A 12,619-nucleotide genomic window follows, 5' to 3' on the forward strand; every position below is an offset into this window, starting at 1 on the left:
TATCAAATTTCACACCGTATCATAATAACACCTTATTATTGTTTATTCAACTTTTTTCGTCTTTTTTTTACCAGACCTTAACTAAACATTTTATACTTAATTTTCAACCGCTCCAGCTTCTTTATGGTGGCATTTGAAATTAAAAATAATACCACAAAAGTGGAAGCTGCATGAATTAAATTAAACCCAATTCCGCTTAAATATGTTGCCACAAAAGTTTCTGTTTTAGGGGTATCAGTATACATAAAAACCGTGGCTGTATCCAGTATAAATCCGTATATAACAAAGGTTGCCAGAAAACCGTATATGGAAATTATCCACTTATTGTAAGCATACTTTATGTTCTTTTTTGAAAATAAAACTCCTGATAAAAAGCCGATTATGCCAAAGGCTATCATCTGCCACGGTGTCCACGGGCCCTGCCCAAAGAAAAATCCTGATACAAAAGCCGTAAGGGCTCCACATAAGAATCCTGACTGCCTTCCTAACATGACCCCCGTTATTATAATAATGGCTGCACAGGGCTTTACCTGAGGTGTCATAAAAAACGCCAGCCTTCCCACCACAGCTAATGCCGTCATAACTGCCAGTGTCACTATTTCTCTGGTTTTTGGTTTTCTTTTTTCAAATGACCACAGGAATATAAATATGGATATGACAATAATGCACATTGACGTGAAATAATACCCTCTCATCATTAATCCATATATATCTATTGAGGCAGTATGCATTATACATTTTTCAGATAACATACAATATCCTCCATTTTCACTGCACCTTTAATGGTGCTTCTTGACATTTTTGCCACTGTAGTAGTGTAGAAATTGTTTGATGTAAAAAAATCTCTGCTATTATTTACTGCTATTAATTTTCCATCGGCAAACATTCCGCATCTGTCTGCGTACTCACCACAAAAATCCAAGTCATGACTTACAATAATAATTGTTTTGCCGTCAGCACTTAATTTTCTTAACAAGTTTCCCAGTTCTTCTTTATAAACTTCATCTATTGCCTTGGTAGGCTCGTCTAACAAAAGTATATCAGGATTTCCCATTAAAATCTTTGCCAGCGCCACCTTTTGCTGCTGCCCTTCACTTATATCATAGGGATGCCTGTTTAATATATCCTGAATTTCCATTTCTTCTATTAGACTGTTCTCACAACCTTCAAGTTCCTTAGAAACCTTGTCCCTGCTAAAGAGGTTTTGCACGCTTTGAGGAAGCAATGCCACCTTTCCCTTTTTGGCAATTTTTCCGCGATAAGGCTTTTTCACCCCGGATAAAAGCCACATTGTTGTACTTTTCCCCGTTCCGTTTCCTCCTAGAATAGCAAATATTTCACCTCTTTTTACGGAAAAATACAGGCCCTTTATTATATCTCTTTCATATTTTTCGTACCTAAACCACAGATTTTTACAGGTAATTGCCATCTCTTTTTTATTAATATCTGCTTGTTTATGATTTTCCTGAATGAATTTTCCCTTTGACGAATCCCCCTTCCTGTCTGACCGGTCAGTGGGGGGTTCTTTATCCTGTAATTCCCTTTCAAGCCATTTTCTTCCATCTTTTATGGAAACAGGGGGAGTACCTTTTTTGCCACATTCATAATAAACTCTCGTAGCATAAGGCATAAGCTTAGAAATCTTCTGATTTTTGATTTTATCTGCAATTTCTAAAGGATTTCCCCATTCCATGATTTTTCCATTATTCATAACCACCAGTTTATCCGCCATATCCAAAACATAACTTAACCGATGTTCCGACATAATAATGGTTACACCTAAATCTTCATTGATTTTTTTTAACATACTTACAAACTTTTCCGTTGCAATGGGGTCTAACTGGGAAGTTGGCTCATCTAACAATAAAATTTCCGGATTCATGGTCATTACTGCTGCTAAATTAAGCAGTTGCTTCTGTCCTCCTGATAATTTATCAGGCTTTAAATAATACAAATCCGTCAATTCAAAGTATTCTGCTATTTCTGCGGTTTTCTGTCTTATTTCTTCAGATTTAAGGCCAAGATTTTCCAAACCGAAAGCCAGCTCGTGCCACACCTTATCTGTCACAATCTGATTATCAGGATTTTGCATAACAAATCCTATTTTTTCTGCCTGCTGCCTCTCCTTTAAATCCTTTATATTGATGCCATTATACAAAACATTTCCCGTTATTTTTCCATTAGGACATATAGTAGGCTTTATGGTTCTCAAAAGTGTACTTTTTCCACACCCTGTCTGACCGCATATAACCATAAACTCCCCTCTATGTATCTCCAGATTAATATTACATAAAGCAGGATTTTCCAAATATTCTCCCTTTTCCATATCCGGGTAGAAAAATGTTAAATTTTTGATTTCAATCTGCGCCATCTTATGCCCTCCAAAATATTTACCGCCATAGGGGTAACACACAAAAGTATATATGCCACGTAAACCATAATTTGCCCTTTTGTCCTAACAAAAGGATAATAATAGGTGTACAAATCTCCTGCTACCCACCGACTTATAACCACCCCAAATAATATTATCATCCACAGGCTTAATAAAATATCTCTTTTTTCTATTCTATAATTATTGTAATTAGTTCTTTTAGCACATCCATATCCTCTTGCCGTCATCGAATCTGCCGTATCCACGGAATTTTCCAACGCCCATGTTATGGTAATGGAAAAAATATGAAGGCTTGACTTTATTTTATTAAAGAACCCTTCCGGTTCCCCTTTAAGAGCCCTGTGGGTCATGGAAATTTCCTTAATTTTCTTTGTAAATTTTGACACAAACCTGAAAATCATAGTTAAAAGCAACGCCACCGATGGCATTATCGCTCCTATTAATGCCAGAATTTTATCCTCAGTCATTATTTCATTAAAGGTGGAAAGCCAGAAAATCATGGCTACTATTACCAAAGCTGCGAAAACTCCGTATACTATAGATTCCAGGGTTACGGGATTTCCCGTAAACATATAAAACAACAATGTTGCCCCTTTATGGGAAAAAAGCGGATTTATTACTGCCGAGGCCGTAAAAATAAAAAATGCCATAATACAAAACTTTACACTTTTTTGTTTTTTTAAATATATGTGGTAAATTATGGCACACACTGTGGAAATAATCACCATTACCTGCTGCATTTGAAACATTGTGATTATTAAAACCACCATATAAAAGATTATGTTCACCACCGGGTGAAATCTTGAAAATTCATCTGTCAATTTTTTAAATCCTCTCCTAAATCACAGGTGTAATGCCACTCAATGTTGTCTCCATCCTTTATTTTGTAATCGCTACACCCCACATTTGGGTATTCTCCATTTACGCAATACATCCATCCTGACAGCTCCCCACAGGAAAATTCGTAAATATTATTAATTCCCTCTATATATGCAGTTCCTGTGGTAAAAGATGCTTCCATTAATATATTTTCATTTTTAAGTTCTCTTTTTAAAACGTCATAAACATTTTCCCCTTCATTAAAACTAACTTCTTTTTTCTTTAAAATAATTCCATCTTTTGGAATATAATCCTTAACTGCCTTATCAAGCTTGTCCTGATTATCAAAAATTTTGGAACATTCCACCATTATTGTGCATTTCTTTCCACTGTTATCCGGGGTTTCTTTTTTTCCACACCCTATAATAATTAAACTTAATACAGCAATTAAAACAAACAATATTGCCTTTTTTAAATAATATTTCATCTTTTCACCTTGGTTTACATAATTTTATGAATTTAGTTTCATAATAAAGTTTATCGGAAGGAACTTTATTAAACTTCCTTCCGATATTTAAGTCTGATTCTAATATGTTTTTATAATTTATTTTTTGATTTTAACAGCTTTAACCTTGCTCCATCTTCCATAGTATTTAATACCATTAACCTTCTTGTAAGCACGAACTGTTACATAACATTTCTGATTCTTTTTAAATTTCTTAGTTGTTAAGGTGTTCTTCTTTGTAGACTTAACTACCGCCTTTTTGAATTTCTTATTGTTAGAATATTTGTACTGGTATCCTGTAACACCTTTGATTTTCTTAACAGCTACTTTTGCCTTAAGTCCCTTAACATTCTTAATTCCCTTAACAGAAGCCTTTGTAACAGTTGTTTTCTTTACAAAATCCTTCTGAACATTCTTAAGCTTTATTAATTCATTCTTAACCTCTGTCTCTGAAGGATTGTACTTTTCAAGAACTTTAATTGCATTGTTATATTCTACCTTTACATTAGCATCCTTCATCATTGTCTTGTTATTTACAAGAGTTGCTGCTTCCTTTATAAGTTCATCCTTGTTAGCAAAGGTTACTTTCTTAATTCCTGTATAGCTTTCTGTGTCGCTTCCAATATCTGCACCGTAACCATATACTGAGAACTGCCATCTGATAACGTCACCGTCTTTAACAGGTGTTGAAGCTGCTCCTTCATTAGAAAATACATTATTTATGGTAAACATCCAGCCTGCCATTGTATGATATGAAGAACTTCCAAGGCCTTTGTTTGCGTATGAGTTTCCATCATTTGCTGTGTTAGTTGGTGCTTTAACAGGATTTGGATTGCCCCAAACTGTTGTGTCAGGCATTGCAGATATTTCTGCCGGAATGTTTATCTTGCCTGTATCTGCATTTTCAATGCTTGCAAGGTATCCATTGTCATCGTACTTAAATCCCTTTGCATCCATAACTCTCTTAAATACAGTATCTACTGTATCTCCATTCTGGATTTCTACCTGAACCGGTCTTACAAGATATCCCTGACCTATGGTAATTCGCTCAACAGTCATTGTTACAGTTCCTGTTTTTGCAACATTCTCAGCAGCAATAACAGCATTATCTGTTGTTTTAGCCGGCGTTGCCACTCCTGCCACTACCAACATACATGAAAGTAAAATGGCCAAAAATTTCCTTGTTATCTTATTCATTTGTTCCTCCTTCTTCGCCTTGCCTGCGAAATCCGGACAACTGTGTTGACGTATCCTGACTTTAGTTCAACCTACTAAAAGCGCCTTCCGGTTTTATCCGTGGCATAATGCTTTTTTCGTCCCTATTACAGTAGAGAAAGACTGTGCCGGATTTTCACCGGACTTCCCTTAAACTGAAAATTTTCCCTTACATAATCTATATTGGATTTTCTTCAGACCACAGTTATTCCATGTATTTTTTACGTTCCTATTCTATAACACCCCCTATTTCCTGTCAATTTACTTTTCCCTTTAAGGTACATTTACACATTATTTTACAAAAAATAATTCCCACCACTGTGCTTATGGTTGTGGCGAGTATTGCCGGTGCTACAATTGATGCAGGATTAGCAGAGCCGTATTGGCTTCTGTATGCAATCATATTTACGGGAATTAATTGAAGTGATGATATGTTAAGTACCAGAAATGTACACATTTCATTTGTGGAAATGTGACCGGGAATTATCCGCCCCTTTTGAGGTACCGGGTCTGCTGCAAGTTCCTCCATTGCCTTAAGACCTGCCGGGGTTGCTGCCCACCCCAGTCCAAGAATATTTGCTATTATATTGGTTGTAATGTGGGTCCGTGCTTTGTGATTAACGGGAAGTTCCGGAAACATCCACTTTATTGCCGGCTCTAACATTTTTTCAGCCTTTGCTATAAGTCCGCTTTTTTGTGCCACTTCCATAAATCCCATCCACATGCTCATTATCCCCAGCATTGTAATACACAGTTTAACCGATTCCTCCGCTGACTCAATGGCACCGTTTCCCACCTGTTCTATGTTTCCTGTCAAAAGTCCATATACCACACCAATAATAATCATAAATGCCCATATATAATTAAGCATAAATTTACCTCTTAAATGGTTGTTAATTAATAATATGATGGAATATTGGTGATTTATGTTACAGGCTTTATAGTATACAAAAACAAGAGCCATCCCATTAATTTCTAAGGGAATAGCTCTTGTATATTTTAATCTTTATGATTTTTTTCTTTTTCATGAATGCTGGCTGTTTTCTGATTTTCATCAACACCTTCTGTATTGTCCTTCATGAACATAATCTTGAAAGTCATTAAAATCAGCTGTATATCCATCCACATTTTGTAATGCTGAATATAATACATGTCAAGCTTTAGCTTGTCATATGGTGTAGTATTATACTTACCATAAACCTGTGCATATCCGGTAAGACCGGCCTTTACCTTTAATCTGAATCTAAATTCAGGAATTTCTTCTTCGTATTCAGCAGCAATCTCCGGTCTCTCCGGTCTTGGGCCCACAACTGACATCTGACCTACCAGAATGTTAAACACCTGAGGTAATTCATCTAAATGTGTAGCACGAAGAACCTTTCCTACCTTTGTTATGCGGTTGTCGTTCTTTGCTGCAAGTCTGGCGCCATCCTTTTCAGAATCAACCTTCATGCTTCTGAACTTTAATATTTTAAACACCTTACCATCCTTTGTAAGTCTTGGCTGTGTATAGAAAATCGGGCCTCTGTCCCAAATCAGATTGCCTATGGCAACAAGTATTGTAACCAATATGGTTGGTGGACAAAGAATAAGTGCGATAATTATATCCACAATTCTCTTTACAAAATCCTGCTCCCACTTAAGTCCCTTAACTTTAGTAACCAAAAGCGGTGAGTCAAATAATGTATTCTGACCTGCTCCCGTAATGATAATATCTGACAGTTTAGGAGTAATATATGCTCTCTTATCATATAAATAACAATCCTTGACTATTTTATTTCTCTTAGCACTTGGAATGTCACACAACAAAACTGCCTGATGGCTTTTTATTGCCTTCTGCAATTTTTCCGAATCCTCATCACAATGGATAGAGTCTTTTATGATATATTTATCTTTTCGCGTTTCTATTTTATTCACCAGATTATCAGGATCCCTGTCACTATATATAAGTAATATGTCCTTAGGCGGATACATCCATTTGTAAATTCCCATTGCCAATCCACACCATACAAGACAACATAAAACATTGTCAAAACACATTCCTATAATTGGTGCAGGATTTACCATTTTCATTGAAAGTAATGAAATCTGTAAGTAAATAATGAAGTTTGTAAACAGCAATGCAAGCAGCTGGGAGAACACCAGATTTGAATACTGGAGACTTCCTAATTTGAACGCCCCGTATACGTTACTGAATATAGTAAACATTAACGCATACACAAAAAGAAGTACCATGTGTCCTTTACGGAAGAATTCCTGCATCATTCCACTGCTATAATAATGGTCCCAAAAGTACCAAAATATAGCTGTTTGGGATGCAATTACCGTTGCAAGAAGCAACAAATAGATAATTCTTCTAAATGCTCTTGAATTTCTCATTTCTTCTCCTATTAAACTAATAAGCTGGCTTGTACCATATTTCCAATACAACTCCAGCTCCAAAGATAACATTATTCTACCAAAGCATACATTATTTGTCAATTAATGCTATGTCCTATGCCTTAGCCATTATGTTGTATCTTTGTTTTTTTTTAATTATGTAGTATAATGAGCACACACTTATTATGTACATAGTTTGTTCATTAATTTGTGTTTTAATTACTTTTGCAACAATTTGATATATCTTACGATAAAACAGATTTGTAACCAATCTGTAGCTTTAAAATTGGAGGTTTTTATGAGCAAAAAGCAAAACAGAGTTTCTGAAGCCAAAACCGGTGATTACGGTTACCGCTCCGAAACAAGGAATTTATCCAAGTCATCTTCTAAAAAACGTAAATCCGGTGGTGGAAAAGCCCTGGGCGTTATTTTAGTTATGATACAACTTATTTTATCTATTGTATTTACAGGACTTATTGTGTATAAGAAGCTTGCCTTTTTAACAGCTCCGGTACTTGCGGGAGTTATAGGGGTTCTTATTGTTTTTCTTGGTCTTGTATTTTTCCTTTTGCAGAAATCAGGCAAAGCTCCTGTTTTTGGAAAGGTCATCTCGGTAATTGTTATTATTATATTGTCACTGCTTATTTATTTAGTAGCGCCGATTCCTCAGATGTCCGGTTCAAAGGTGTCAAAGGATCCTTTTATTGTTGTAATTTCTGCAGCAGATACTTTTGGTGAATTGAATTCAAAAGAAAATACAAGAACTGATACTAATATTTTGGCTGTTGTTAATCCTAAGACTTATTCAGTTTTAATGATTTCAACACCTAGAGATTACTATGTTCCTGTTCAGGCAAAAAGTGTCGCTCCTGAGTCCTATGATAAGCTGACCCACGTTACCCTCTATGGAAACGGAATTGCCCACAAGGACGGCAAGGACCTGACATCCAGCGACTGGCAGTGGGCATATGAAGTACAGTGGCATCCGGGACAGGACGCTTTGATGGATACCTTAAAGTATTTATACAAATATGATATTAAAAAATCTGATTATCATTACGCAAAAGTAAACTTTACAGGTTTCGCTGACTTAATTGATGCTTTGGGGGGAGTTACGGTAAATGTTGAAATTCCTTTTTCAACTGAAGCTTATGCATCATATGACGCAAAGCATGAAGGAAGTAAGATTTATACTTACAAAAAAGGAAACATGGAAATGGATGGTGCCACAGCCTTAACTTATGCCCGTGAGCGTCACTCCTTTGCCAACGGTGATATGCAGCGTAACAGAAACCAGGTAGCAGTTTTAAAAGCTCTTGAGAAAAAATTATTAAGCGGCACAATGCTTATTAATTATAACAAGATTCTTGATGCCATTAAGGGAAGTTTTTCAACAGACCTTGATATTTCATCCCTTGCTAATATGCAGCTTTCTCTTTCTACAAAGAAGGATTACAATGGTTGGAATATTATGTCCTACAGCGTAACAGGTCAGACTTCCTGGCAGACATTAACATACACAGGTTCTTCAAAATCCGTTGTATTACAGGATGAACAATCAGTAAGCAACGCCACAAACCTTATTAATATGGTATTAAACGGTGACGATGCTTCTGCCATAAAAAAACAGATAAAAAAATATAATAAATAGATGTTTAATGGAGTAAGACAATGAAAAAAATTATATTAACAGGTGGCGGTACAGCCGGCCATGTCACACCAAATATCGCATTACTTCCTAAGCTTAAGGAATCCGGTTTTGAGATTAAATACATTGGTTCTAAAGGTGGCATGGAACAGAAATTAGTGGAAGATGCAGGTCTTGATTATTACGGAATATCTTCAGGTAAACTTAGAAGATATTTCAGTTTTAAGAACTTTACAGACCCTTTCAGAGTTATTAAGGGATACTTTGAAGCTAAAAAGATTATTAGGAAATTCAAACCCGATATTGTTTTTTCAAAGGGTGGTTTTGTAACGGTTCCTGTGGTTTTTGCTGCAAACAGATACAAAGTACCTGTTATTATACATGAATCAGATATGACACCGGGACTTGCCAACAAGCTTGCCATTAAAAAGGCAACTAAGGTTTGCCATAATTTTCCGGAAACAGCTAAATATCTTGGAGCTAAGGCAGTTCATACCGGTTCTCCTATTCGTGCGGAACTATTTACGGGAGACAAAATTGCAGCTCTTGACAAATGTGGCTTTACTGCCAACAAACCTGTAATTATGGTTACCGGCGGAAGCCTTGGTGCTGAAAATGTCAACAGGCTTGTAAGAGAAGCCCTTCCTGAACTTTTACCTGATTTCCAGATTGCCCACCTTTGCGGCAAGGGTAAATTAGATGAATCATTAGTAGGAACTTCAGGTTATGCCCAGTTTGAATATATTAGTGATGAAATGAAGGATTTCTTTGCAATGGCTGACTTAATTATTTCCAGAGCCGGTGCTAATTCCATATGCGAGATTTCTGCACTGAAAAAACCTAACATTCTTATTCCTCTTTCTGCAAGGGTAAGTCGTGGTGACCAGATTTTAAATGCCCGTTCCTATGCGAAGCAGGGATTTAGTGAGGTTTTAGATGAAGATGTGGCAACAAAAGATGATCTTATTGCCATGGTACATAAAGTCTTTGATAACAAATCACATTACATTGAATCCATGGAAAAATCAGCCGGAACCGGCGGAGTTGATAAAATTATAGGCTTAATTAATGAGATAACTGATAAATAAAATTATACACAAAAAGAAAGCGTGACCTGTCATAAACAGTAGCCACGTTTTCTTTTTGCTTTTATTTCAGGTATATACCTGTATTTTCTCTTTCTAATAGTATAGTCTGTATTTTCTTTTGTTTTTATATCCAACCTAGTATGTAACCGTTTTTGAGTAGCATGCAGCAGCTTCCGTAACTTTTGAACCGGAATATACCTTTACTACCACTCTTAACCTGTAGTCATAACCTTTTGTAACAGTAGGTTTCTTCTCTAATAAAAAGCTACCTGTTCCACTACAACTCTTTGTCCACTCTTTGTAAGTTGAAAAACTATCATCTTTAGATGTTGACCTGCGCTGAAGTGTTAATACCAATTCAGACTTAAGGTTTTTCTTCATAACATGTCTTCCGGTGCATATTGCCGTGCCACTGCTTAATATGGCTAAATCTGACGTTATGCTTGAAATATTGGTATACCGTAATTCCACATCACCGGGATTTGTAGTAGTTGTACCTGATTCCCCTATGCCTTCATCTGCATATACATTGCCTGAAAACAACAATGTCAAGGTTAATAGCATACATAACAATTTCTTTATTCTCATAACTTACCTCCTTTCGCTACATCCTTATAATTAACAACGTACGAAAAGGCAAATCGGAACAAAAAAATTTTACTTTTGTATATTTGCACAATTTTTAATTACATTTTTTAGTACTTTTTGCTATTTTAATTACAGTATCTTTGTCAATTTCATTTGCGGAAAGTTCAAAGAAGTATTCATCCTCTTTCCATGTTATGACTATATAATTATCTTCTTCTGATACTAATGCTTTATTTCCATTGATGTCTACATATTCCACCTTTGCGCCTTCTGTATCTACCTGTAATGTGGAATCTTCTGACATTTGGCTGAATATAAAACTCTTATCTCCACAGCTGTACTCATAATCCTTAATTCTTGTTGTACTCTGTGATTTTGTTAAAGTGAATCCCTCCGGAATATATGAAATTTCATATGTATTGTCTGTTCCTATGGAATATTCACTATTTTCTTCATTGTATATTGAACCTTTACTGTCATCACTAACAATTTTGGTATTAGTTGCAGATGATGACATTTTAAAATTCAATATTATCTCTCTAAGTCCCGGTACTGTAACAATTGAAATATTAATGAGAATCAAAATAACGGCAACTGCTGTAACAACCTTATATGGGAAGGCTTTTATGCCATTTCTAAGCCATATTTTTTTAAATTCTCTGTTACATATTTTTCTAAAGCCTTTAACCTGTTCCTCATCAGGATATGCAAAGCCATCATTAACATCATAATGCTCTTTATCAAGAATCTCCTGTCCCTTTATATTCATATATCCTGACAAAGCTTTTCTTAAAGTATCTTCCGTAATTTTTTCATCTTTCAATTTCAGTACCTCGTAACCTATGTATAAAATCAGCTATTTGCTTAAAATTTCTTTAACCTTACCTGCTAACTCGTTTAAATAGTCACTATCTGCTGTTCCCTGTTCCCACTTAATATTGGCAGTATCACCTTCATAACGGGGAATAACATGAATGTGGAAATGAAAAACTGACTGGCCTGCCATTTCCCCATTATTCTGTAAAATGTTAATTCCCTCACATCCGGTTGTTTCCTTAAGTGCCTGGGCAATTTTCTTTGCCACTGAGTATGCTTTTCCTAATAAATCATCAGGTATCTCAAAAACATTTGCCACATGTGCCTTTGGTATAACAAGGGCATGTCCCTTAGTTGCCGGCCCTATGTCAAAAATAACTCTTACATCATCATCCTCATACAAAGTAGTTGATGGGATTTCTCCTGCTGCTATTTTACAAAAAATACAATTATCCATAATAAATTTCCTCCTGTTTTCTTTTTTTAGGTCTGTATAAAATAAAAGCCAATAGCACACCAATCAGGGCTCCCCCTAAATGTGCCATCCAGTCTACGCCTTCTTCCATGTTTCCAAATACCATAAGGACAAACAATATAATTAATCTGATTGCAGTTCCGTTACCGTCTAATCTTCTGTTTTTGAAAATTATCACAAGCAGTACCCCGAAGATTCCAAATATGGCACCTGACGCACCAATGCTTACAGGGGCATCATTTAACTTCATTTCAATAAGTGATGAAAATACTGCTCCACCTACTCCACTAACCATATACGTTATAAAGTATTTAACAGCTCCATATTCCTTTTCCATCTGGTAGCCTAAAATCCCCAACATAAACATATTGTTTAATAAATGCTCCGGACCTGAATGAATAAACATATGGGTAATAAGTCTGTACCACTGTTCCCCTTCATATACACTAGGCCAGTACATTGCACCATGCTGATAAAGGTACATGGAATCCTCAGTGTCCCCAATCAGCTCCATCCCCAGAAATATTACCACGTTTATCACTATAAGCGCTATTGTCACATATGGCAGACTTCTGTTTACTAATTTACCGTTTTTATTATAATAATATCTATCCATGCTGTGCGTCCTTTTCCACTTTATTCTGCATTTAATATAGCATATTTTATTATACTTTACAAAAATAATTTATGGTAT

13 protein-coding genes and 1 riboswitch are annotated in these 12,619 nt (G+C 35.8%); of the genes, 2 read left to right on the forward strand and 11 right to left on the reverse strand.

The features are described from left to right. Positions 1-77: 77 nt before the first annotated feature. The 7 genes from H8S00_RS07365 to H8S00_RS07395 form a co-directional block, all read right to left on the reverse strand. Positions 78-752, reverse strand: a complete 675-nt coding sequence (locus H8S00_RS07365) for an ECF transporter S component (protein WP_243053107.1) — start codon at positions 750-752, stop codon at positions 78-80. Next, on the reverse strand, positions 731-2,371 hold the full coding sequence (locus tag H8S00_RS07370; RefSeq protein WP_186840334.1) for an ABC transporter ATP-binding protein: 1,641 nt from the start codon (positions 2,369-2,371) through the stop codon (positions 731-733). The genes H8S00_RS07365 and H8S00_RS07370 overlap by 22 nt, the downstream gene beginning before the upstream one ends. Continuing rightward, positions 2,344-3,213: an energy-coupling factor transporter transmembrane component T gene (locus H8S00_RS07375; RefSeq protein WP_118589833.1), complete on the reverse strand. Its 870-nt coding sequence runs from the start codon at positions 3,211-3,213 to the stop codon at positions 2,344-2,346. Before H8S00_RS07375 ends, H8S00_RS07370 begins: the two co-directional genes overlap by 28 nt. Further along, positions 3,210-3,698, reverse strand: coding sequence for a DUF4430 domain-containing protein (locus H8S00_RS07380; RefSeq protein ID WP_118589832.1), 489 nt, complete (start codon positions 3,696-3,698; stop codon positions 3,210-3,212). Before H8S00_RS07380 ends, H8S00_RS07375 begins: the two co-directional genes overlap by 4 nt. Before the next feature lie 117 nt (positions 3,699-3,815). Then, complete coding sequence (locus H8S00_RS07385) at positions 3,816-4,913, reverse strand: DUF4430 domain-containing protein (protein WP_118589831.1); 1,098 nt, start codon at positions 4,911-4,913, stop codon at positions 3,816-3,818. 27 nt (positions 4,914-4,940) lie between these two features. Continuing rightward, positions 4,941-5,150: riboswitch (cobalamin riboswitch) on the reverse strand. Positions 5,151-5,187: 37 nt separating this feature from the next. Beyond that, positions 5,188-5,802, reverse strand: a complete 615-nt coding sequence (locus H8S00_RS07390; protein ID WP_021953546.1) for a nucleoside recognition domain-containing protein — start codon at positions 5,800-5,802, stop codon at positions 5,188-5,190. A 128-nt stretch (positions 5,803-5,930) separates the two neighbouring features. After that, positions 5,931-7,310 (reverse strand): exopolysaccharide biosynthesis polyprenyl glycosylphosphotransferase, encoded by a 1,380-nt coding sequence (locus H8S00_RS07395; RefSeq protein ID WP_118589830.1) that lies wholly within the window; start codon positions 7,308-7,310, stop codon positions 5,931-5,933. Positions 7,311-7,608: 298 nt separating this feature from the next. Between H8S00_RS07395 and H8S00_RS07400 the strand changes: the two genes are divergently transcribed. Together H8S00_RS07400 and murG are read left to right on the forward strand one after the other, a co-directional pair. Continuing rightward, positions 7,609-8,961, forward strand: a complete 1,353-nt coding sequence (locus H8S00_RS07400) for an LCP family glycopolymer transferase (protein ID WP_118589829.1) — start codon at positions 7,609-7,611, stop codon at positions 8,959-8,961. 20 nt (positions 8,962-8,981) lie between these two features. Continuing rightward, positions 8,982-10,046 carry an undecaprenyldiphospho-muramoylpentapeptide beta-N-acetylglucosaminyltransferase gene (gene murG / locus H8S00_RS07405; RefSeq protein WP_021953549.1) on the forward strand — a complete coding sequence of 355 codons (1,065 nt, stop codon included), beginning with the start codon at positions 8,982-8,984 and terminating at the stop codon, positions 10,044-10,046. A gap of 135 nt (positions 10,047-10,181) precedes the next feature. Here the strand turns inward: murG and H8S00_RS07410 are convergent, their stop codons facing one another. The 4 genes from H8S00_RS07410 to H8S00_RS07425 form a co-directional block, all read right to left on the reverse strand. After that, on the reverse strand, positions 10,182-10,634 hold the full coding sequence (locus H8S00_RS07410) for a hypothetical protein (RefSeq protein ID WP_021953550.1): 453 nt from the start codon (positions 10,632-10,634) through the stop codon (positions 10,182-10,184). A 94-nt stretch (positions 10,635-10,728) separates the two neighbouring features. Next, positions 10,729-11,457, reverse strand: a complete 729-nt coding sequence (locus H8S00_RS07415) for a DUF4367 domain-containing protein (protein WP_021953551.1) — start codon at positions 11,455-11,457, stop codon at positions 10,729-10,731. 33 nt (positions 11,458-11,490) lie between these two features. Then, positions 11,491-11,907: an HIT family protein gene (locus tag H8S00_RS07420; protein WP_118589827.1), complete on the reverse strand. Its 417-nt coding sequence runs from the start codon at positions 11,905-11,907 to the stop codon at positions 11,491-11,493. Then, positions 11,900-12,541 (reverse strand): rhomboid family intramembrane serine protease, encoded by a 642-nt coding sequence (locus H8S00_RS07425; protein ID WP_118589826.1) that lies wholly within the window; start codon positions 12,539-12,541, stop codon positions 11,900-11,902. Before H8S00_RS07425 ends, H8S00_RS07420 begins: the two co-directional genes overlap by 8 nt. Positions 12,542-12,619 lie beyond the last annotated feature (78 nt).

The organism is Eubacterium segne (assembly GCF_014287775.1).
In the GTDB taxonomy this organism is placed as follows: Bacteria; Bacillota; Clostridia; order Lachnospirales; family Lachnospiraceae; genus Eubacterium_G; species Eubacterium_G segne.